The 22896-nt window shown below is 56.2% G+C and carries 18 protein-coding genes and 1 riboswitch; of the genes, 4 read left to right on the top strand and 14 right to left on the bottom strand.

The window, feature by feature from the left end; genetic code table 11:
- Position 1: 1 nt before the first annotated feature.
- Positions 2-1147 (bottom strand): hypothetical protein, encoded by a 1146-nt coding sequence (locus tag WW58_RS00160; protein WP_143247087.1) that lies wholly within the window; start codon positions 1145-1147, stop codon positions 2-4.
- Between the two features lie 27 nt (positions 1148-1174).
- Here WW58_RS00160 and WW58_RS12610 point away from each other — a divergent pair, with 27 nt between their 5' ends.
- Positions 1175-1600, top strand: a complete 426-nt coding sequence (locus tag WW58_RS12610) for a hypothetical protein (protein ID WP_143247086.1) — start codon at positions 1175-1177, stop codon at positions 1598-1600.
- A gap of 430 nt (positions 1601-2030) precedes the next feature.
- Here the strand turns inward: WW58_RS12610 and WW58_RS00165 are convergent, their stop codons facing one another.
- The 7 genes from WW58_RS00165 to WW58_RS00195 form a co-directional block, all read right to left on the bottom strand.
- On the bottom strand, positions 2031-3644 hold the full coding sequence (locus WW58_RS00165) for an aspartate:alanine exchanger family transporter (RefSeq protein WP_022197729.1): 1614 nt from the start codon (positions 3642-3644) through the stop codon (positions 2031-2033).
- Positions 3645-3758: 114 nt separating this feature from the next.
- Positions 3759-4238, bottom strand: coding sequence for a response regulator (locus WW58_RS00170; protein ID WP_022197728.1), 480 nt, complete (start codon positions 4236-4238; stop codon positions 3759-3761).
- On the bottom strand, positions 4225-5667 hold the full coding sequence (locus WW58_RS00175) for an ATP-binding protein (RefSeq protein ID WP_046434351.1): 1443 nt from the start codon (positions 5665-5667) through the stop codon (positions 4225-4227). The genes WW58_RS00170 and WW58_RS00175 overlap by 14 nt, the downstream gene beginning before the upstream one ends.
- A gap of 67 nt (positions 5668-5734) precedes the next feature.
- Positions 5735-7474 (bottom strand): SLC13 family permease, encoded by a 1740-nt coding sequence (locus WW58_RS00180; RefSeq protein ID WP_046434353.1) that lies wholly within the window; start codon positions 7472-7474, stop codon positions 5735-5737.
- Positions 7475-7552: 78 nt separating this feature from the next.
- On the bottom strand, positions 7553-8305 hold the full coding sequence (locus WW58_RS00185) for an anaerobic ribonucleoside-triphosphate reductase activating protein (RefSeq protein ID WP_102758652.1): 753 nt from the start codon (positions 8303-8305) through the stop codon (positions 7553-7555).
- A 26-nt stretch (positions 8306-8331) separates the two neighbouring features.
- Positions 8332-8526, bottom strand: a complete 195-nt coding sequence (nrdD, locus tag WW58_RS00190) for an anaerobic ribonucleoside-triphosphate reductase (RefSeq protein ID WP_046434355.1) — start codon at positions 8524-8526, stop codon at positions 8332-8334.
- Between the two features lie 53 nt (positions 8527-8579).
- Positions 8580-10676, bottom strand: a complete 2097-nt coding sequence (locus tag WW58_RS00195; RefSeq protein ID WP_012419910.1) for a ribonucleoside triphosphate reductase — start codon at positions 10674-10676, stop codon at positions 8580-8582.
- Between the two features lie 157 nt (positions 10677-10833).
- Positions 10834-11031: riboswitch (cobalamin riboswitch) on the bottom strand.
- A 258-nt stretch (positions 11032-11289) separates the two neighbouring features.
- Here WW58_RS00195 and WW58_RS12615 point away from each other — a divergent pair.
- On the top strand, positions 11290-13461 hold the full coding sequence (locus WW58_RS12615) for a glycoside hydrolase family 88 protein (protein ID WP_215833657.1): 2172 nt from the start codon (positions 11290-11292) through the stop codon (positions 13459-13461).
- Between the two features lie 51 nt (positions 13462-13512).
- On the opposite strand, the gene WW58_RS00205 is transcribed toward WW58_RS12615, so the two are convergent.
- Both WW58_RS00205 and WW58_RS00215 read right to left on the bottom strand, forming a co-directional pair.
- Positions 13513-15231 carry a phosphoethanolamine transferase gene (locus tag WW58_RS00205; protein ID WP_022197721.1) on the bottom strand — a complete coding sequence of 573 codons (1719 nt, stop codon included), beginning with the start codon at positions 15229-15231 and terminating at the stop codon, positions 13513-13515.
- Between the two features lie 228 nt (positions 15232-15459).
- Positions 15460-16008: a rubrerythrin family protein gene (locus WW58_RS00215; protein ID WP_012419913.1), complete on the bottom strand. Its 549-nt coding sequence runs from the start codon at positions 16006-16008 to the stop codon at positions 15460-15462.
- Positions 16009-16162: 154 nt separating this feature from the next.
- On the opposite strand from WW58_RS00215, the gene WW58_RS00220 reads away from it, so the two are divergent.
- Positions 16163-16711 carry a hypothetical protein gene (locus WW58_RS00220; RefSeq protein WP_042447801.1) on the top strand — a complete coding sequence of 183 codons (549 nt, stop codon included), beginning with the start codon at positions 16163-16165 and terminating at the stop codon, positions 16709-16711.
- A 239-nt stretch (positions 16712-16950) separates the two neighbouring features.
- Here the strand turns inward: WW58_RS00220 and WW58_RS00225 are convergent, their stop codons facing one another.
- On the bottom strand, positions 16951-18099 hold the full coding sequence (locus WW58_RS00225; RefSeq protein WP_012419915.1) for a M42 family metallopeptidase: 1149 nt from the start codon (positions 18097-18099) through the stop codon (positions 16951-16953).
- 90 nt (positions 18100-18189) lie between these two features.
- On the bottom strand, positions 18190-19839 hold the full coding sequence (locus WW58_RS00230) for a beta-N-acetylhexosaminidase (RefSeq protein ID WP_215833658.1): 1650 nt from the start codon (positions 19837-19839) through the stop codon (positions 18190-18192).
- Between the two features lie 129 nt (positions 19840-19968).
- Here WW58_RS00230 and WW58_RS00235 point away from each other — a divergent pair, with 129 nt between their 5' ends.
- Positions 19969-21159 carry an MFS transporter gene (locus WW58_RS00235; protein ID WP_046434361.1) on the top strand — a complete coding sequence of 397 codons (1191 nt, stop codon included), beginning with the start codon at positions 19969-19971 and terminating at the stop codon, positions 21157-21159.
- A gap of 8 nt (positions 21160-21167) precedes the next feature.
- Here the strand turns inward: WW58_RS00235 and WW58_RS00240 are convergent, their stop codons facing one another.
- Positions 21168-22313, bottom strand: a complete 1146-nt coding sequence (locus tag WW58_RS00240) for an alkaline phosphatase (RefSeq protein WP_046434591.1) — start codon at positions 22311-22313, stop codon at positions 21168-21170.
- A gap of 89 nt (positions 22314-22402) precedes the next feature.
- Entirely contained in the window at positions 22403-22816 is a 414-nt protein-coding gene (gene mscL, locus WW58_RS00245) for a large conductance mechanosensitive channel protein MscL (protein ID WP_012419919.1), read from the bottom strand.
- Positions 22817-22896 lie beyond the last annotated feature (80 nt).

A 22896-nucleotide genomic window follows, 5' to 3' on the forward strand; every position in this document is an offset into this window, starting at 1 on the left:
ATCAATTTATTTCCGTGGAGCCGGGTTTCATTCCCGCGTTCTTTTCCGTTGAGGCGGAAATTTTTTCAATAAACTCTTTTCCCTCTCTGTTTAACTTCCCATCCCCCCAGATGCTTAACAGGGTTTGATAGGTTTCCACATAGTATTTTTGCGTCTTATCCCTTTCCGTCAACGCTTCAATGACTCTTTGCATCACTTTGACCGAATATTTTTTCATCTTAGGTGTCCATACGGCGTGTTTTCCCTTTTGGGTCCATAAGGACAGATGTTTTCCGGTAAAGCCCGGCTTGTATTCGGCGACGCCTTTGATTTCAGGACAATCCCCCACTAACCTGTTCCAGACCAGGCGGGTAAAAAGTTCTTCCGCATGGGGCGTGCAGTCGGGGCCGAGCGCGCAGGCATAGAGTTCATAGGGATTCACCCTGTTTTCCCGGATATTCAGCACGCTTTTCGCCGCGTGCCAAATGAGATTGTGCTCATTGGGCATCGCTTGAGCCAGTTCCTTGAGCAAGGCGAGTTTTCTCCGGTCGCTGGCGTTTTTGGCCTTGATATCCAGATAACGCTGCCACGCAGGATAATTGAAGGGATTAAATTGACGCGCTTCCCGCAAGAGCAACTCCACATGTTCCTGTTTTTGTGTGCAGAAGGACAGATAATACGTTAAAGCCGATTCTTCCGCATGAGGATGATGAATGAATGAATCGTAAGCCATCACCAGTTGAACAGGGCCTTGCCAGGGAATCTGAGCGCCGCCGCTGGCCCAATTCCAGCCGCCGAGATTGTTGCCGATTTGCCAGTGGCCATTGGGGTGTTTCCATACGAAAGCGCAGTGTCCCGGCTGTCCAATCGGGTAAGCGGGAACTCCTTTGGAACGCAGGAATCCAGCCGCGCCTTTGGAGACGGCGCCGCATACTCCTCCGTATTCCGTGTAAAGTTTCAGCGTGATGGGCTTGTGGTCGTAAAAAGCGCTTCCGGCATGGACGCTGACGCCTTTGTCATTCTTTTTACGGTAGGGAATGAATCCGGGAAATCTGCTTCCGGCTTTCTCCGGCCTGATTTTTTTCCCTGCGATAAATTGCTGTGCCCATGCCAGATCTTCAAAACCTTCTTTTCCCCGGAATACGATGGCCCATTCCCAGGGTTGCAAGGTTTCTGCCTGTGGATAGCATTTGGCGTGGTGATGAGAATCCCGGTAGAAGTTAAATTTGGCGATGCATTCTTCAGGAGAAAAGATGTTTGCGACAAGGCCGGCTCCCAATGCCATGCTGAGTTCAACGGGATTGAAATTCTGATCGCTGGTATTCCAGATTTGGTAAAAAACGGAAAGAGTACTTTTGCCGGCTGGACCAGATTGGGCGAGCATGTTGAATACTTTCGGGTGGCTGGAAAGCCATTTCCTGAAGACCTGATCCTTGAGTTCCTCCTGAGTGAAAGGTTTCCCTCCTTCGGCAGTATTGAAAAACTGGTGCAGGCAGCACAATGCCGCCACTTGAGGGGATTGAATCAGTTTTCGTATTTTGTCGGAGGTAAGCGGGCCGGAATCAAGCCGGCTGCGCAGGACTTCCCGGATTTTACCGGCAATGAAGGAGGATCGCCCTGAAGAAAGCAGTGTTTGTATGTCTGCTTCATATGAAGCCAGCGTGCCAAAGCTCTCTATAGACATGAGCATGCTGAAGAGGAAAAGCCAGAGGATGTTTTTCATAAGGTATGAAAGACAGACTTAAATGCATGGCAACATAAATTGAAAAAATGTCAATAAAATATGATTTTTTTGAATATGAAAAATACATTTCATATTTCGCTTTTATATCAAAATGATATTGACGGCAAAAGGATTTTTTCAAATGGAAAATTGGGATCATTGGCTCTGAGAGACATTGGATTTTCGGAGCCGAATCCGGGATGATTTTTGTGTCTATCCCTCCCGCAAGATGATGAAAACGGGGTTCCATTCGGAAAAAGAATGGAACCCCGTGCTGAAGCGGTAAAACAGAGATAATAGTTTTCAGGTCAGATGATCTCTGCCATTGTCAAATTCCCACCACGCCGCCGATGGTCTGGATGATGACCTTGGCGACGATGGTCATCAGGATAAGGGCTACGGGATAGGCGGTGGCGTAGCTGACCACGGGGGCCTGGGAGTCCGTCTTGCTGGCGATGGCTCCCAGGGCCGGGGTGGAGGTCATGCCGCCGCAGATGCCGCCCAGGCATTCCAGAATGTTCATCTTGAAGACTTTCATGCCCACGAAGTAACCGGCGAACATGCCGGAGCAGGTGACGATGACGCCCATGATGAAGACGGCCGCGCCGTGGGTGGCTACCGTATCCACCAGGTCCGCTCCACCCTTGATGCCGGCGTCAGCCAGGAAGAAAACCAGCCCCAGATCCTGCAAAAGAAGGCGGGTGGGGCGTGGGATATAGCCGACGATGGGGCCCAGACGTCCGAAGTGGCCGAGCAGCAGGGCGACGATAAGGGGGCCTCCCGCAATGCCCAGAGAGATGCCCGCGCCGTTGCCGAGGCTGAAGTTGACCAGGCCCAAAATGATGCCCAGGGAGAGGCCGAAGCCCAGGGAGAGCAGGTCCGTCTGGTTCATGTCCTGGCTGCGGTGGCCGATTTTGTCCCCGTATTTGGTAAGGTTTTCCGGGGAGCCCACCACGGTCAGCACATCGTTGCGTTCCAGCGTGGTTTCCCCCGTGGGGACGAAGGTGAAGCCCAGGCGGGAAATGCGGGAGATAATGACGCCGTCCGTGCGCAGGGTTTTCAGGTCGCGGAGCTTGTGCCCGGCATAGTTCTTGTTTGTCAGAATCAGTTTGCGGCGCTCCTTCTGGGAGTCCATGGGGTAGGGATTGTCGCATACCTCCCCCAGAAAGGCGATGTCGTGAGGCATGGTGTCGCTGTTGCCCACAATGAGGACTTCCGTTCCTTCCCGGAACGTGTCTTCCGGCGTCAGGGGCATCAGCCTGTCGTTGCGAACCACGCGGGTGACCATGCAGTGCAGACCGTCCAGCAGCTTGCAGTCCGCAATGTTCTGGCCTATCAGGTTGGGCTGTGTGACGCGGACAAGGCGGGAAATGATGCTGACTTCCTGCCTGGAATGCATGGCTTTGGCCTCCTTGTTGAGGTCAAAGCGCAGCAGGCGCGGCAGGAGCTGGACGAAAAGGACCACGCCCACCACGCCGAACGGATAGGCGATGCCGTAACCGATGCTGACGCCGCTTCCGGAGGCTCCCGGCAGGCTTTCCGTGGCGGCCGCCAGCGCCGGGGTGCTGGTGCATGCGCCGGCAAAGATGCCGGAAGAGATTCCCGCGGGAACTTTGAACCAGATGCCGAATAGGCAGGTGAATAACGCTGACACTCCTACAATCACCGCAGACATGATGGCCAGTTTGCTGCCCTGTTTGGCGATGGCGGAGAAGAAGCGGTTGCCCGCGCTGAGGCCCACGCAGTATACAAAGAGCGCCAGACCCAGCTGCCCTACGCCGTCGGGAATGGCCAGGCGGTAGTGGCCGGCGGCCAGCGCCACGAAAAGAACGCCGGAAAGGCCCAGGTTCAGTCCGTATATTTTAATGCTGCCGAGAGCGATGCCGAAAAAGATGATTCCGAAGAGAACCAGGGTGTTGTGTTGGAGCAGGATATCAAACATAAAGACGGTTAGCGGTTTTGTTCCCTTCCTTGGCGCAGAGCAGGGGAATGCCCGTCACGGATGAGAATGCGTGCGTTGAGAAAGCGGAGGGCGCGGCATATTTCTTCCGGCGCGTCAGTTTCTCCGCAGGTAATCCAGCAGAGTGGCCTGATCCAGGCAGGACATATAAGGCGTATGGTCGATGCCCTTTTCCATAATGAACCTGGTCAGCAGTTTGCGGGCGGTCGTAAGGAGAACGGCGGGATCCCAGGGCTTTTCCAGATAGTTGTCAATGTGTGCGTCATTGACGGCCTGGATAGTGTCCGCATGGGTGGCCTGCCCGGTCAGCAGGATTTTGCGCGTCCCGGCGAAACGGTCGTCTTTGGCGATGCCTCCAAGCAACTCTACTCCTGAACCTCCCGGCATGACGTGGTCGGAGATAACCAGTCCCGTCAGTTCTCCGTCCTGGTCGAATTCTTCCAACAGTTCGCGGCATTCGGATGCGGATTCCACCCCTTCCAGGCGGAAGCAGGAATTCAGCGGACGAAGGTCGCGCAAAACGCTGTCAAGGACTTCCGGCTGGTCGTCCACGCAAATGATGTTAATTTTTTCCATGATTGTTGATGGTTGGTATGATTATCGTAAAAACGGTATGGCCCGGCACGCTCTCCAGGCGGATGCGGCCGCCGTAGCTGTCCACAATGCGCCGGACGATGGTGAGCCCCAGCCCCAGGCCGAAGGAAAGCCCCTTCTTTTTGGTAGTGAAGTTGGGACGGAAAATTTTTTCATGCAGGTCCTTTGGAACGCCGGGGCCGTTATCTGTGACGGAGACCAGAATTTCGCGGGTGGTATGGGATGTCTGGTCCTTGCTGCTGATTTTTTCCACCCGGCATTCTACGTGGATGGCAGGGTTGGGGGTATTTTCTATTTTCAGCGCGTCGCAGGCGTTCTGAAGCAGGTTGATCCAAATTTGAACGAGCTCCGTCATATCCGCGAAGATGCCGGGCACGGAGTCCCTGGGAGGCAGGACCATTTCAAAATCAACGCCGCGCAGACTGGACTTGACCAGAGCAACAGCTTCCGTAAGGGAATCCGCCACGTTTACTCCTTCTTCCCGTCTGGTGTTGCCTCCCCCCAGCAGGCGAACGGAACGGACAATGGCTGTAGCGTGCCTGACAGCCAGTTTCATGTCATGCAGGTCGTGACCCAATTCCCAATAAGGGAGGTTTTGTTCCAGCTGGCTGAGGAATGGTTTGTCCAGCAGCTCCGGCTGATTCTGTATGTCCGGAATCAGGGCCAGGGCCTTGGCCACGTCCTGGGAAAGCCCGTAATTTTTTTCAAACTGGCGCGCCAGCCTGCGCTGTTCGGAAGTGGATGCGGAGGAAGTCCCTTCCAATCCTTTGTTGTACAGGGTATACCGGAAGGCGTTTTCCTGGCGGAACATGTTGTCCAGGGTTTCCAAAACAAAGTCTGTTTTACGGGACAGGACTCCCAGGGAATTGTTGAGCTCATGGGCTATTCCGGCGGATAATTGCCCCAGGGTGGCGGCCATTTCAGAACGGTGGAGCATCCGCAGCGCTTCTTCCTTTTCCGCAGTGCGGTCAAAGACGCGGGTATTGCGTGCCGCCAGTTCATGGACAATGGCGGGAACAAACTGCTCCAGGAGCGTGCCGTAGCGTTCCACATCCACGGCGGGGGTGGTGGTGTCGATATAGGCCAGTTCCAAATCAGTTTCCGCAATGAGATCGGAGGAGCTGCGGAACCATCCGGAAAAGAAACTTTGCACTCCCAAATAGTCTCCGGGGCCGGCCCGGAACGCCTTGTAGATTTTGTGGGAAGTGGAAGCTGTTTCCGGGTCTTCTTTAACGACATGGCGGGAGGAAACCACGCTGCCGGATAAAATCAGGTAAAGCCTTTTATTCTGTTCCCCCTGGCGGACGACGGCGTTTCCCTTGCTGATGGTGATAATGCGGTCCGGATCGGAAAAATACGCCAGATTGATGCGTTTTAATTTTTTCTGGAATTCTTCCTGTTCAATGATCATATGGCGCTTTTCCCGTTGATGTTGGCCATGCCGGGGCAACATGTCCCGGCATGGAACATTACCTTACTTAAAAAGCATGGCATTGGGCAAGAATCATCATCATGACATAGGTCAAAATCATGCCCAGGATACCCAGAATGACGCCGGAAATGGCCATCCCCCTGGAGCTGACCAGGCCGGTGGCATAAGCCAGGGCGTTAGGGGGGGTGCTGATGGGAAGGCTCATGCCCAGAGAGGAGGCGAAAGCCACGGATACCAGCAGGGCGGTAACGCCCCCCATGGGAGCCAGATTGTCACCCATGTTGACGCCGACGACCGCGATAATTGGAATGAGCAGGGAGGCTGTAGCCGTATGGCTCATGAAGGTAGCCATGAACAGGCAGATGATTCCCGTCCCCACCATGAGCGGGAAGGGGGACCATTCGGCAAAGGGAATGGAGCCAATCAGGTTTTTTGCCAGTCCGGTGTCTTGCAGGGCCAGCCCCAGGGCAAAGCCGCCGGCTACCAGCCAGAGCACGTCCCAGCCCATTTTCTTCAAGTCTTCCCTGGTGATGGTTTCCGTAATGGCAAAGACGGCGATGGGAATCATGGCGATGGTATTGGAGTCCAGCCCGTGCACGCCCTTACCCGTTACCCACAGTAGGACGGTAACGGCAAAGGTGACGTAAACGATAATGGCCTTGGGGGTTCTCAGGAATTTACCGCCCACCTGCAGTTCCAGTTTCTTTTGAGAGATGGGGAACAGCCACAGCAGGAGAAGCCATGCAATCAGAATCATGACGATGACGAAAGGAATGCCGAACATGAGCCATTTGCCGAAGGAGACGTCCAGCCCCATACCCTGCAATGCCTTCAGCGCGATTGCGTTGGGGGGCGTGCCGATAGGCGTTCCGATACCGCCGAGGTTGGCGGCGATGGGGATGGCCAGGGCAAAGGCGGCGCGGCCTTTGTCTTCCGGAGTGAACAGGGCCAGCACCGGCGTCAGGATGGCGAGCATCATGGCGGCCGTAGCCGTATTGCTCATAAACATGGAGAAAAGGGCCGTTACGGACATCAGCCCCAGAAGTACGAATTTGGGATTGGTGCCGAAGGGTTTTAAAAGTACTTTGGCCAGGTTCATGTCCAGCCTGTATTTGGTTGCGGCCGCAGCCAGGAAAAAGCCGCCCAGGAAAAGCATGATGATGGGATCCGCGAAGGTGGCCATCGTGGATTTTTGCTGCATGGTGTTGACAAATTGCAGCCCCTGGATGCGCGAGGTTATTTCCTTGCTGTACAGGCGCCCGGCCGCGGTCTTGAGCTGGGCGGCTATGGATTCCTGCCCGGCGGCTTCTTCCGTTTTTCCTTCACGGGACAGTTCCTGTGCGTTCAGATCTATTTTTTCATAAGCGTCCATGAGCTGGAACCCCAGGGTCATCCTCACTTCTTCCGCGTCCAGCTTGGTTTTCTTATTTAACCGGTTTTCGACATTTTCCTTCAATTTGCCGACTATCTCCGGATTGATCCCTTTGCCTATGGCGTCATCCAGAATGGAGGATACCGCCGCCTTGTCATAGCGCTCCGGCATCAAGAATGAGAGAGAGCCGTTGGAGACGCACAGCAGGGACAGGGTAATGACCATCACGGAGGTGGTCCAGATAGGGATGGGTTCCAAAATCCAGAAGAGCGCCGCCATGACGAACATGGCGATGACGCGGATTTCAATAGGGCTTAATTGGATTCCCCATGAAGCGAAAGGCAGGAAGAAGACGACTCCTGCGGCGGCCAGGCTGATAGCTGCCTTGAGCAGCTTGTTTTGGGTTTCACTCATGAATAATAACTGGTAATATGGTTGGCGGGCGGAAGGGTACTTCCCGATTTTACAAATAGAAACTTTTATTTAAAAAAATTATGTCAGAGGGGACGGCTGCTGTTTTCCGGAGTTGGAGCCTGGAGCTTTCTCTGTGATGGGAAAATTGCGCAACCCTATGGGGATGTGTGTGTTCAGCAGGGATAAGTCAATCATCCGTTCGGGAGCGCTGATTTGGCCGAGTGTTTCCTCTGTATTAAAAAAATTTTGAAGGTAGTAGGTCCCTCTATAGCCGCGCGACGTCAAATCCCCGCTGATCTGGTTGATTTCCTTTTCGCCGAGAAGGTCGGAGTGGATTGTCGTCCGAACCTCAAACGGGAAATTTTTGTTGATCAGATAATCCAGTGTTTGAGTAAAGAAGGGAAATAAGTCCGGACGCCCGGTAATGGAGCCGAACAATTTTTCCGGCGCTTTGTAATCTAGTGCAATGTAGTCGCAAAGCCCTTCCTCCACCAGCGTTTTCACTACGCCGGGCCGGGTGCCGTTGGTGTCTATTTTGACTGCGAAACCAAGCTGCCGTATATTGCGGCAGATAGGGATAAGGTCGGGACACAGCGTGCACTCGCCGCCGGACAGGACCACCCCGTCCAGAAATCCCACCCGATCTCTGAGAAAATCAAGATAGTCCGTCCGGTCTCCGGCGGGAGAATCCGTGCCCCTGACCAGGGAGACGTTGTAACAGTACTGACAAAACAAATTACAGCCTCTCAGCCAGAAGATGCAGGCCACCTTATTTGGAAAATCCAGCAAGGTGAGCGGCGTGATGTCTGCTATGCCCCGACCCGTTCCCATCGACTTCGCATATGTTGTTGGGAGAATTATCGCGGCTGTTCCGTTTGGACGGAGCAGGAACAGGGGCGGCCCGGTTCCACGAAGTGGACGCGGTCATGGAACTCGCCCTGTTTACCGGCGTTGAAAGTTTCCACAGGGCGGTGATAGCCCATGACGCGCGTGTAAACGGTGCAGCGGGTCCGGTCCTGTGCGTACTTGCTTAATATTTCCTGTTTGGTCATTGTCGTATTAATGGTTGGGTTTTGAAGTCGGGCGTCTATAGGAAAAACGATTTTCATTCATGCCTGTGGATGTGGAGCAGCTCCTCATCGCAGAAGGGGCAGTATTCATGTTCCCCGCGCAGATAGCCGTGCTTTTCGCAGACGGAGAAGAGCGGGGTGACGGTGAGGTACGGCATGCGGAAGCGGGTCAGCACTTTGCGGACAATGTCCCGGCACGCTTCCGGGGAGCTGATGGCTTCGTTCATGTACATGTGGAAGACGGTTCCTCCCGTGTAGCAGCATTGAAGTTCGTCCTGAAGCTGGAGCGCCCGGAACAGGTCGCTCGTGTGGTCCACGGGAAGCTGGGAGCTGTTCGTGTAATAACGCTGCCCCACAGGGCCGGCCTGGATGATGTCAGGATAGCGTTTCTGGTCTTCGCGGGCGAAACGGTGCGTGGTGCCTTCCGCGGGCGTGGCTTCCAGGTTGTACAGATTGCCGGTTTCCTCCTGGTATTCCTGCATTCGCAAGCGGATGAATTCCAAAATCTCTTCAGCAAAGGCCCTGCCTTCTTCAGAGGTGATGTCCATTGTGTCGTTGGAGAAATTGCGCAGCAGCTCGTTCATCCCGTTGACGCCAATGGTGGAGAAATGGTTGCGGAAGGTGGGCAGGTAGCGTTTGGTGTAGGGGTACAGGCCGCGGTCGTACATTTCCTGAACGAAGGCCCTTTTCTTTTCCAGGCAGGATTTGGCCAGATCCAGCAGTTCTCCCAGCCTGGCGAACAGGGCCTCCCGGTTTTGCTTGAACAGGTAGCCCAGCCGGGCCAGGTTGATGGTCACTACGCCGATGGAGCCGGTCATTTCCGCGGAGCCGAAAAGGCCGCCGCCGCGTTTGAGCAGTTCCCGCAGGTCCAGCTGGAGACGGCAGCACATGGAACGCACGGCATCCGGCTTGTAGGCCCGTTCGTCAGGCACGCGTTCCCCGTGTTCATTGACGGTGTACTGGCTGCCGATGAAGTTCTGGAAGTAAGAGGAACCGATTTTGGCGGCGTTTTCAAACAGGAGAGGCACGTTTTCCCCTTCCCAGTCAAAATCTTCCGTGATGTTGACGGTGGGGATGGGGAAGGTAAAGGGCTGTCCGGTGCTGTCCCCTTCCGTAAGAACTTCGTAAAAGGCCTTGTTGATCAGGTTCATTTCCTTCTGGAAATGCTTGTAGGTCAGCTCCGTCAGCTTGTTGGCTCCGCGTTCCCTAGCCAGGGCGAGCAGGTTCGCGTCTTCTATTCCTTCAAAGAGGTGTTCCCCTCCGCTGAAGGGGGCCTGATCCCGCAGGTCGCGCGGCACAGTCCAGTCGATTGTGACATTGGTAAAGGGAGACTGTCCCCAGCGTGAGGGTACGTTCAGGTTGTAGACGAAACTGCGGATGTCTTTCTTGATGCGGGGGAAGTCCGTCTGGTCTTTGAAAACGTAGGGAGCCAAGAAGGTGTCAAAGGAGCTGAAGGCCTGGGCGCCGGCCCATTCGCTTTGCAGAATGCCCAGAAAGTTCGCCATTTGGCCCAGGGCTTCCCGGAAGTGGCGGGGCGGCCTGCTGTTCACGCGGCTGCGCACGCCGTTGAATCCTTCATTGAGCAGGTTGCGTAGGCTCCATCCGGCGCAGTATCCGGTCAGGCAATCCAGGTCATGGATGTGGTAATCCCCTTCCCGGTGCGCGGCTCCTTCCCGTGCGGAGTAAACCTGGTCCAGCCAATAGTTGGCGATTACCTTGCCCGCCGTGTTGTTGATGAGCCCCGCATTGGAATACGTGGTATTGGAGTTGGCGGCAATGCGCCAGTCGCTCTGGCCGATATATTCCTCTACCGTCTGCTTGCAGTCCACGTAGGTATTGCCGGAATAAAGGCCGCCAAGCTGTTCGCGCTGCATCTTGTGCAGGAAACGGTAGGTGATGAAGGCCTTGGCCGTGTCAAAATATCCGGAGCGGAACAGGGCGCGTTCAATCATGTCCTGAATCTCTTCCACATGCGCGCTGTCCTGATGGCTCAGCTTGGCTTCCACCTCTTCATAGATGGAACGGTTGTAGGCGGTCCCGGAACTGTGGAAGGCTTTTCTAATGGCCTCTTCAATCTTATAGCCCTGGTATTGTTCCTTTTTCCCGGAACGTTTGATGATGCTTGTTGCCATGGTGGGTTTCTCGCTTGGAAAGGGTGGTGACCGCTCATCCGCGAGCCTGGGCAAAAGCCTGGAAAGACCATAGGCAGGGGCCGACCGCATGTGTGCATTCCCGGAAAGGGAGGGCATGCCGAAGACCTGTGCGTATGTTCATCCTGTCCGCGGGATGGGAATACGGCAGCATCAGGTCGTCTTCTGGCTTCCGGTGCGACATGTGATGGGGACTTCCCGGCTGCCTGGGCAGCCAGTGTCCGGTCCATCGTCTACCGGTTACAGCGGCGCGTCCGCGACGGATTTTCACCGTCTTCCGTTACCTGCGCTGGAACGCAATGAATCACAGAAAGAGACCTCCCGCAAGAAAAATGTATAAATAATGTGTTAAATAATTATTCATATGCTATATATGGTATATGACGGTAGAAAAATGATTGATAACACAGCTTTCTTTTCCGTCATGGCACCATATATGCCCTTGCGTTCCTTTCCCGGTCTGGAGGAGCGCGGAAAAAGAAAAATTCTTGTTACAAGAAAATTCCAGCCTTCTTTTCCCGTATGATATGACATGCGTTTCTTTGCCTTTTCAAAAAATGGATGGAAGAAATACTTTCTGTTGCCGGTCCTTTCCATGCTTTCCGCAGGAACTTCCGTTTCCGGGGCTTCCGCAGACTGGAATGAAAAGACCATCCGGGACAATCTTCAGCTGGTGGCGGAATGGCAGGCGAAGCATCCCAAAAAACGTTCGCCGCTGCATTGGACTTACGGTGCCTTTTATTCCGGCCTGGTGCAATATGGCCTGTCCGTTCCGGAAGGGCCGGGGCTGCCGTTGCTGAGAAAAGCGGGAGAAGAGCAGGAATGGAAGACCCTGAACCGGCATTATCATGCGGACGACCATGCCGTGGGGCATGCCTGGATGGAGATGGCGATGGAAGACGGCAATCCCGCCGCAGCTGAAAAGATTCGCGCCGTGCTGGACAAGGTGATGAACCGGCCTTCCTCCGCTTCCCTCCAATTCCTGACTCCGGGCTGCCAGGACCGCTGGAGCTGGTCGGACGCCCTGTTTATGTCTCCTCCCGTGTTCGTAAAACTGGCGGCCTATACCGGAGACCGCCGTTATCTGGAGTTTATGGATAGGGAATACAAGCTTACCTGCGACTATCTTTTTGACCGGGAGGAGGGCCTGTTTTTCCGGGATTCCCGCTATTTTACCGTTCCGGCGGCAAATGGGAAAAAGATGTTCTGGAGCCGGGGCAACGGCTGGGTGATTGCCGGATTGCCTCTTATTTTGCAGGACATGCCTGCGGACTGGCCTTCCCGCCCCTTTTATGAAGACTTGCTTAAACGTCTGGCGGCAGCCCTGAAAAAATGCCAGTCGCCCGACGGTTCCTGGCATGCGAGCCTGCTGGATCCGGACGAACCTCCCTTGAAAGAGATGAGCGGCACCCTCTTTATCATGTACGGGATGCTGTGGGGAGTGAACCAGGGATATCTGGATGCGGATGAATACCTTCCCTCCATCCGTAAAGCCTGGAAGGCCGCCTGTGATGCGGTCAGCAAGGAGGGCGCGCTGGGCTGGGTGCAGCCTATTGCGGACAAGCCGGGCCATTATTCCGGGAAAGATACGGAGGTGTACGGCGCAGGGGCCTACCTGATGGCCGGGAGTGAGTTGCGTAAATATGTCATTGGCCGGGATCATCCGCGGAAAAAGACCGTGACCGTTACGAATCCCCTGGGCAGGTTCCGCCCTGCTGAAACCGTGTCGGTTCCATGGCCGTCCGGAGGTTCCGGTGATGCCGCCGGCCTTCGCGTTTTTGACGTCCGTCACGGACGTGTTATTCCGCATCAGCTGGCGGATACGGATGGTGACGGAACGACGGATACCCTTTTGTTCCAGAGCAATTTCCGTCCCGGGACGATCCGTGATTTCTGGATTCTGGAGAATTCCTGCTTGGGCGAAGCGCCTTCCGCGGATGTCTGTTTCAGCCGTCCGGTACCGGAGCGGCTGGATGATTTCGCGTGGGAAAATGATCTTACGGCGCACCGGATTTACGGTCCGGCCGTCGCCAGGCCAGCCCCTGAGGGAGAGGGCCTGGTTTCCAGTGGGACGGATGTATGGAGCAAGCGCGCGGGTGCTCCCGTTATCAATGAATTTTACAAACGGGGGGATTACCACCGGGATCACGGTTGGGGACTGGATATGTACAATGTAGGTCCGGGGCGGGGCTGCGGCGGCATTGCCGTGTTCAGGGATGGAAAACCGCATGTGTCTAGAAACTGGGCCAGCGCCCGGACATTGTACAATGGCCCGGTCCAGACTGCTTTTGAGGTGGTTTATGCACCGTGGGACATTGGCGGCGGCGTGCGTGTGGCGGAGACGCGAAGGGTGACGCTGGATGCGGGAAACCGTTTCTCCAAAGTCCGCAGCGTCTTGAACGTCCGGGGGACTGAAACGGTGAAGGCCGGTGTGGGAATGGATACCGGAAAGCGCAGAAATGATTATGAAGCGGTTATGGAGGACCGGGAGTCCGGCGGCCTGATGACCGCATGGAGCAGGCCCCGGAAGGATGACGGATGCCTGGGAACCGCCGTAATCGTGCCCTGGGTTCCGGAAGGCCGTGCGGTGGATGCGGAAGGCTGTACCTACTTGCTCAGGAAGGTCGCGAACGGAGAACCCTTTGAATGGTACATGGGGGCGGTTTGGGACAAGGCTTCTCCCATTCGGTCCGCTGCCGGCTGGGAAGCGGAGGCTCGCCGTGTCCGGGAGTGCATCGGCCATCCTCTGCAAGTCCGGGTGCGGTAGGAGCCGCCGCATCCTGTTGTTTCTCGCGGAGCGCGTGGAGGCTTCCTCTTGTTACGGCTGCGGCGGTGCGGGAATGGGCAGCCATTCCGCCAGCGTTTCCGGCTGGAGGGGGGCCGGAGTTTCCCGCGCGTCCGGAGAAGCCAGATTCAGGTCGTTCCTGACGATTTCCGACCGGATGGAAGCCAGGGAAAGAAGGGTATGGAAGATGTGGTCGTGGGAGACGGCTTTCAGCCGGTTGGCTTTCAGGGCGCGCACCATGTCCGGATAGCGTGAGGCGAAAGCGTCCGAATACCAGATGAACATGGCAGGCCGGTAAACAGGCGGCAGGATATGGCCCTGGAACATTTTTCCTTCCTCTCCCAGCGCTACGCCGTGGTCGGAGCAGTAAAAATAAATGGCGGGCCTGTTCTTCAACAGTGCAATCATGCGGTGAATGGAGGCATCCAGGTCGACGATGGAATTGTCATAGGCATTGACGGTTTCTTCCAGACGGGCCTTGGGGTCGTCCATATTGCAGGATGCCGGGGTAAAACGTTCCGCCTGCGCGGGATAGCTGAACGCCATATGGCTCCCGTTATTGTAAATGATATAAAGCTGCCTGTTGCGGCCGAAGTTTTTCAGGGATTCCTCCATGACCAGGGAAGTTCGTTCCTGCATCATTCCGGGCGTCTGGTGCTGGAGCGGCGTCTGTCTCCGTTCACGGCAGTTCCGTGTCAGGATGCCCAGGGAATAATCATGAATGGAATCTCCGCTCAGGTCCATGATACGGACGGTGCGGAATCCGTGTTTGTTGAACAGGTCAATGAAGGAGGAGTGACCGGGAGTGCGGCGGCACAGTTCCGCATCCGTAAACATGCCGATGGCGGAAATTCTGGTCACGATGCCGAAGGAAGTGGCATGGGGGAAGGAAACGACGTTGGGCTCTCTGGAAAGCCGGGGCATTGTGTTCCGATGGTAACCGTTCAGGGGAAGATGGTCCCCCCGGACACTCTCCCCCATGTGGAAAACCACGGCCAGGTCGTCTGGGGCTTCGCACTGGGAAAGGGGCTCCGCGCAGGACGGAAGGTTCCGCAATGTGTTGAAACGCCCCGCATCCTGGGTGATGTATTCGTCCGCCAGTTTGCACGTCATTGCAATATCCACGAGAGGCCAGCCTTTTGCCTTGTCAGACGTGTAGTAAAGATAAAGGGGTTCCGAGCTGTAGGAGGCTGCCGGAATGCTCAGCAGCAGAAGGGCCGCGTACAGGCCCCAAATGCATGCCAGTGCGCCCCACGTGGCTTTTTGGCGCAGGGAACGGCGGCTCCAGTAGATGGCCAGGTAGATAAACCCGGCCAGAAGCAGGGTTCCTGCAATGGAAGCGGGGGTGCAGAAGGCGCAGGCTTCCTGGAAATTGGTCTCCGCCATGCTGGAAAGCACGGAAAGGTTCAGGACCAATCCGTACCGCATCTGCATCATGTACAGGCCCGCATTGAACAGAATGATGGCGGGAAGAAGGACATAGGCGGTGAAGCGGTATTTCAGGCAGAGAAGAATGGTGCCGCAGAGCAGGGATGCGGAGCAGGCGATGCCCATGCTGCTCATCAGCAGGCTTTGGCCATCGTTGAGCACATAGGGATTGGCCGCCAGCGCCGCCGCAAGCCCGGCTGCCCACAGGCAGCGCATGCGGCGGGGAATGAACGCGGCGCGCAGAGCCTGGCAGACAGCGGCCGACAGGCCGTATGCGGACGGATACCGTTCTGCGGAACCGGCGGATGCATGGGGAGGGATCATCGCAAAGGAGGGATAAAGAATGCTTCCTGCTTAAAGCGAAGAAAAATTATAAGAGTTTTAAAATGAATCGCAAGCAGAATGTTGGAGAAGCTTTTTCCGATGTGGGCCGCCTCCGTAAAAAGGGAAGGGTTTTCTTCCATGGACTGCTGCGGCAAAAACAGAAAACCGCCCGGAATGTTCCGGGCGGTTCCTGGGTGCCGAGGACGGCCTCCGGTGCTCAAACGGAATTTATCCGATGACGAGGAATTTTTCAGCCTTGGTGCCGCAGAGGGGGCACGCATCCACGCCTTCCAGAGATTTGAACGTGTCTCCGCAAACCAGGCATATCCAGTATTGCCTGGGCAGGGAACTGGTATCTCCGCTTTCCAGGGCCTTCAGGGCGACGGAATAAAAATCGGCATGTTCTTTTTCCGCTTCCGTGGCCCACGTGAAGGAACGGACGGCGGCTTTCTGCCCTTCTTCTTCCGCCACAGCGATGAATTCCGGATACATGCTTTCAAATTCATGGGTTTCCCCGGCAATGGCGGCTTTCAGGTTTTCGGCGGTGGTTCCTACATGGATCTGGATATCGATGGGCTCCATTGTTGCTCCCAGCTTTTCCAGAACCTTGTTGTGGTTGGCGGCGTGGACGGATTCCGCCTTGGAGGCGGCTTCAAACAATTTCTGAATAAGGGGCTGCCCTTCCTGGGCGGCTTTGGCGGCATAGGCCGCGTAAGTGGCGGAGGCGGTGCTTTCGCCCGTAATGGCAGCTTTCAGGTTTTCTATGGTCTTAGTCATCGGAAATAAATTTATAATAATTCTAAAAAGATGCAACTGAAAAAATCCTTCAAGGGAGGAAAAAACGCAAATTCCTCTTTCTGCGGCATCACGGGGAGCCGTTACACAATGATTCATTGACGCGTGCATGGCGAGCCTGTACAACGGAAACGTTATGAAGAGCATTGTAACAATTAGTTCGGCATGTGCCCTGGCATTTGCAGGTATGGCTTCCGCCCAGGATGCCCCGGCTCCGGCACCCGCCGCTGAAACTCCTGCCGCGCCCGTTGCGCCGGCCGCTGAAGTTTCCAAGGAAGCGAAGGAAGCCGCTGATCAGATGCTGGCGTTGATGAAGGAAATGTCCGCCACGCTCAGCACGGTGAAGGACAAGGCCACTGCAGACGCGGCTGCGGAAAAGATGGCAAAAATCAATGAAAAGGGGGAAGCCCTTTCCAAGAGCGCCCAGAAGGTTCAGGCTGAAATGGATGCCGCCATGCAGGCACGCCAGGCCGAGCTTCTGCCCATTTTCATGGGCATGATGACTGACATGCAGCGTTTGCAGCAGGCCGACTTTTACGGAAGCCAGGCCCTGAAGGACGCCATGAAGCAGACTGGCGCTGCCGGTCCGGAAGAAGATGTGGAAGTGGAGGAAGATGTGGAGGTAGAAGCAGTTCCGGCCCCCGCTCCCGCCCAGAAGGAAGCGTCCGCCCCCGCCGCCAAGTAACTTTCTTTTTCAGGATTGTCTCTCCTCCGGCATTGCGAGATGCCGGAGGATTTTTTTATGGAAGGGCCATCTGAAAAAGCCTCCGGGGGGGTGACGCAGGAACCTGCGGTATGCCTGGCCGAATGGGAGAGGACGGTGTCCGGAGTTTGCCGGAACATTTGAAGGAGGCTGAAAACAGGCAGGCCGCCTCCGTTTCCGGTGCGGCCTGCCGGGTAGTGATGAATGAATGGCCAGACCTGTTATTTGGCCTTTTTCTTCTTGGCAGCGGCTTTGGCGGGCTTGGCTGCCGTTTTTGCGGCCTTGGCGGGTTTTTCCGCCGGGCATTCGTTGACGGAGTTCCAGGACCAGTCCCATTTGTCCACGTTCATGGCGCAGGCGGTCAGAAGCGCTACGGAAGCGTCCAGGTCGTCTTTGTGAGCCATTTCAATAACCTGGTGCACATTGCGGGTGGGAACGGAAATGGCCCCGGCAATGGAACCGCCCGGAACGAATTTCTGCATGGCTCCGGCATCCGTGCCTCCCGCCGGCAGCATTTCCGTCTGCCATTTAATTTTGTTGGCGTCTGCCATGGCCTTCATGAACTTGACCATGCGGCGGTCTGCAATGACGGAACCGTCATACAGCTTGATGGCGGCGCCTGCGCCCAGGTGGGAAACCTGGTCGTGCGCCGGAGTTCCGGGAATGTCACAGGCGATGGTGACGTCCAGGGCAATGGAGAAATCCGGTTGGATGTCCAGCGTGCCGGCCTGCGCGCCCCTCAGGCCCACTTCCTCCTGAACGGTAAAGGCGGCCACGAAGTTGCAGGAGGGTTTCTTCCTGGAAGCCTTGATGGCGCGGAGGGCTTCAATCAGCACGTAGCATCCGGCGCGGTTGTCCAGAGATTTGACGTTCACGCAATCCCCCATTTCCACCAAATCCCGTTCACGGGTAACGGAGTCGCCTACGGAAACGTATTTTTCCACTTCCTCCTTGCTCATGCCCAGGTCAATGAAGAAGTCGGTCACTTCTGGCAGCTTGGTGCGTTCCGCCGGGGACATGACGTGGATGGGTTTCACGCCCATGACGCCGATGAGGTCTTTTTTACCGTGGACGATGACGCGCTGGGCCGTCAGCGTCTTGGCGTCAAAGCCGCCCAGTGGCAGGAATTTGATGAACCCCTTGTCGTCGATGTGACGGACCATGAACCCGATTTCATCCATGTGGGCGGCGGCCATCATGGTTTTTTCCGTGTTTTTGCCTTCCACGATGGCAATCACGCTGCCCATGTTGTCCACGCGCACGGCGTCCACCAGCGGGGCCACTTCCTGGATGATGAAATCGCGGATTTTGTCTTCAAACCCCGGAGCGCCCGGAGTCACGCAAACCTGACGAAGCAGTTCCAAATTCATAATGCCGTCAATGTAATGGTTTTCATGAAGGTTGGCTAGCCCATAATGCGGCCTCCGGAAGGAGGCGCCGCAGGACCCCGTCTGCCGTGCTTAACGGCGTTCCCGCGTAATGACGGCCTCCGGCTGTGCGGGGGCTCCATTGTCCGGTCTTTTGTAATTGACGCCGCGGGCGTCCAGGAAGGGAAGCTGGCGATCGAGGCGTTTACGGAAATCTTTCTCATTTTTTAGCTCCTGCGGGGTCCAGGCAACTTCCGCCAGCGCCAGGGCGCGGGGGAAGACATGGTATTCCCATTTCGGCAGGTTCGGGATATATTCCGTCCAGATGTTCGCCTGGCAGCCCAGCACCTGCTTTTCCCGTTCCCGGGGCGTTCCCTGAGGAACCGGTTCCAGTCCGTAAACATGCTGCCAGGTCAGCTGATTATTGTTAATCGTCTCGTATTCGGGGGCAGCGGGTTTTCCGGGCCCCTGGTCATAGTCAAAGTACAGGTGGCTGTTGGGCGTCATCACAATATCGTTGCCCCGTGCCAGGGTTTGTGCGGCGATGTGCGGCATTTGGCTGCGCCAAACCATCATGGTAGCGGTGGGGGAAAGGCCCCCTTCCTGGATTTCATCCCAGCCGATGAGCCTTTTTCCGCGGCTGTTGATTATTTTTTCCACGCGGCGGATGAAGTAGCTCTGGAGTTCATGCTCGTTGGCCAGGCCGTTGTCCTTCATGACCTGCTGCGCTGCGGGGGACTGCTTCCACTGGTTTTTTGGAGCCTCATCCCCGCCGATGTGGATATAGGGACTGTCCGGGAACAGGGCGCACACTTCGTCAATGACGTCTTCCAGAAAACGGAAGGTTTTTTCCGTGGGAGCGAAGGTGTAGGGAAGCACTCCCCAGGTTTCCTGCACCTTGGGCGCATAGCCCGGAATGTCCGTGTTGCCCAGTTCCGGATACGCGGCGATGGCGGCGGAGGCGTGGCCCGGCATTTCCACTTCCGGAATGACGGTAATGCCCCGGTTTTTGGCATACCGCACCACTTCCCGGATTTCATCCGCGGTGTAATGGCCGGAGTAGGGCGTGCCGTCTGCCTTGTTGCGGTTGCCGATGACGGGGGATTGAGCCCGGGCGCCTCCCACGGTTGTCAGCCTGGGGTACTTGGCGATTGGGAGACGCCACCCCTGGTCGTCCGTCAGATGCCAGTGCAGGGTGTTGAATTTGTACCGTTCCATCAGGTCCAGCACTTTTTTGATGTCCCGCACGGGCATCATGTGGCGGCAGCTGTCTACCATCAGGCCCCGCCATGAAAAGCGGGGCTGGTCTTTTACGTCCATCCGGGGCAGGGCCGGAGCTCCGTTTTTGTCGGCAGCGATGCTTTGAACGAGGGATTGAAGGGCATACAGGGCTCCGTTCACGGAACCGGAAGCAATGGAGATGGAATCCGGCGTTACGGCAAGGCGGTAGCCTTCCCTGCTCAGGGAAGCGTCTTCCGTAAAGATGATGTCCGCATTGTTTTTAACCAGGGCCGTGTTGATCCCGTTGTCGCGGAAAATCCGTTCCGCCTGCCTGGAAAGAGGATTTTTTTCCGGGAGCCTGACGCCGTTTTTCAGGGAAAACCCGCTTTCTCCGGTTTGGACGCGCATGGCGGCGGGCAGGGGAATGATATGGGGCGCTTCGAGAACCGGAGCGGATGGGGCGCCCCAGCAAAGGGAAAACAGGCTGAAAACCGTGGCGGAAAAGGTACACTTGGAAATCATAGCGTACGTAAATACGCGGCATTTTCCGGGAAAATTCCGTTTCGAGGTTATTTTTGCAAATGCAGAGAAAACCGGCACATGAAAATAGCGGTTGTTCCGTCCGGGCGCCTGTGAGAGTATTCCCGCGCTATGAATGGAGCCGCTTCCCCCCGCATCAGGAAGACGATGGTATTTGTGCTGCTGGCGCTTTTTCTGGGCCAGTTCGGAAGCGGTGTGTATGATCTCGTTTTCAGCAATTTTCTGCGTGATGCCCAGCATCTTGACGTGGAGATGCGCGGGCTGATTGAATTTCCCCGGGAATTGCCCGGCATCCTGTCTCTTTTTGCGGTCAGCCTGCTTTTCATGTTTAATGAGGTCCGCATGGCCGGGGTGGCGTGCCTGCTGATGTTCGGCGGCATGTACGCGCTGGCTTTCTGCGGCGCCGGAACCAGCCTGTGGACTTTGTCTGCGTGGATTTTGACGGTGAGTCTGGGTCAGCATATCCTGATGGGCATGATTGACACCATTGTCATCCATACGGCGAGGCCGGAAAACCGCAGTCTGCGGCTCGGCCAGATGAAGGCTCTGGGAACGGCGGCCGCGCTGCTGGGCGCGCTGTGCGTGTGGATCAAGTGGAAATTCAATCAATCTTTTGCCGTGGACTTTTTCGTCACGGGGGGCGTGTGCCTGCTGGCATCCCTGTTCCTGAGCCGGGTGAAGACGCCCGTCTTCCCGCAGCGGCGCGGATGGAGGCAATGTTTCGTCTTCAAGCGCAGATATGCCGTTTATTATGGATTGGAAATTCTGCACGGCATCCGCAAGCAGCTTTATCTGACCTTCGGTTTCTGGCTGATGGTCAGCACGCTGGGCCAGTCTCCCGGATATATCGGAAAAACCCTGCTCATGGCCGGCGTCATCGGGCTGGTCACTCAACCCCTGATCGGCTGGAGCATCAAGCGCTACGGGGAACGGAAGGTGACGATTTTCGACAGCGTGGCGCTGTCCCTCCTGTGCCTGGCATACGCCTTCGCTCCGGAACTGCTGCCCCTGCATTGGGCCGTGGGAGTAGTGACCGCCTGCTTTGTCCTGGACAACCTGCTGTTTGCCCTAGGCATGGCCCGGAGCACCTACGTGGCCCGCATCTGCGAGAAGCCGGAGGACATTACGCCAAGCATTTACACCGGGCTGGCCATCAATCATGTGGCTTCTATCGCTTACGGCGTGCTGGGCGGCGTGATCTGGATGAATACGGGCGGCCCGCAAGCGGTGTTCCTGATAGGCGGTGCGGCTACCGTCGGGGCTGGGCTGGTGGCGCGGCGCATGGACAGGCCGCAGCCTTGACCGGGCGCCTAACGCACGGGTTTGTCCGCACCTTTTTTAAGGGCGTTCATAATCTTGTTGAAGATATCCGTATTTTCATAAATGCCGGTGAAGTCGCCGCTTCCCGCGCCGAAGGCATACACCGGAACAGCCACGCCGTCATGACTGCCGGAACCGAACCGGCCCGTTATTTCCCCCTGTTCCCGGCTGCCGCCCGTGAGAGCGAACGCGCCCGTATTATGGTCCGCCGTGATGACGACCAGGGTGCCGGGGTGTTTGGAGGCCCAGTCAAGCACGGCTCCCGCAGTCCGGTCAAAATCAAGGAGCTCTTCCATCATTTCTTCCAGATTGTTGCTGTGGGCCGCCTTGTCAATGTTGGACCCTTCAATCATCAGGAAAAATCCGTTGGGATTCCGGGAAAGGGTATCCAGGGCTTTCACTGCGGCCTGGCGGAAAACGTCGCCCCGTTTGGAGGGAGGGGGAAGATTACCCGGAGCGGCGACAACCAGCGTTTTTCCGGAAGGCAAGGCTCCGGCTTTTTCCCAGGAGCGGGCGACACGGTAGCCCTGCGCCTGCATTTCCTGGAAAATATCCCTGCCGTCCGGCCTCTGCGTGAAGTATTTGCCGCCGCCGCCAAAGATGAAATCGGCGCGGGAACGGGGGTAATCCCCGATGATGCCGTAAGCATCCGATCTTTTTTCATTATTGGCGCAGAAAGATGCCGGGGTGGCGTCATTCAGCTCGCAGGTAGCGATGACGCCGGTGGATTTGCCCATGTCCGCAGCCTTGTCCACCAGGGAATCCAGCTTGTTGCCCCTGGGGCATACGGCGACCCGATGGTAAAGCGTCTTGGTTCCTGTCGCCATGGCGGTGCCCGCAGCGGCGGAGTCCGTGACCAGCTTGTCCGCGCACCATGTTTTGGAAATGCCCGTAACAGGACAGTTTTCAATAAACAGGCGGCCTCTGTTGGCCGCCCATGCCGCAGAAAGGTGATGAATGCCCATTCCGTCCCCAATCATCAGAATCACGTTGGTGACGGGAAGGCTGCGGTCAGGTTCCGGGATTTCCGTCACCGGATAGGGGCGTTCCAGAATGAAGCGCTGGTTTTCCGCCGCCGGAAGCAGGGACGGGGCAAGAAAGAGGGCAAAGGCTAAAAGGCGCAGCGGAGAAGTCATGCAATCACTTTCCCGTTTGCGGCGGAACAAGTAAAGAGGAAAAAACATGCCGGTCCCGCATGGAACCGGCATGAACCGTTCAAAAGAACTTATTTGGCGTCCGCCTGTTTTTGCAGGATGTCCCGGATCTGTTCCAGAAGGACGACGTCATCCGGCTTGGGAGCAGGGGCGGCCGGAGCTTCTTCGCTCTTGCGCCTCAGGGCTCCGATCAGCTTGATGGCTACAAAGACGGAGAAGGCGATGATGAGGAAGTCAATGGTCGCCTGGAGCAATTCACCGTATTTTAATTCCACATCGCCCAGTTTCAGCACCAGGTATGCCAGGTTGACCCCGGAAGTAAGGTAACCGATGATGGGGGTGATAATGCTGGAGACGAAGACGGAGACGATTTTGTTGAATGCGCCGCCGATGACGACGGCCACCGCCAGGTCAATAACGTTCCCTTTAAGGGCGAATGCCTTGAATTCTTCCAGAAAGCCTTTGAGGTTGAAAAAATGAGCCATAGTGGATTATTGCTGGTTGCGGTGGTTATTCTGCCGTTAAAATGATAAAAGAAAAGAAAAATGAATGAGCGGCGGACAAA

This window comes from Akkermansia sp. UNK.MGS-1 (assembly GCF_000980515.1).
Lineage (GTDB): Bacteria > Verrucomicrobiota > Verrucomicrobiia > Verrucomicrobiales > Akkermansiaceae > Akkermansia > Akkermansia muciniphila.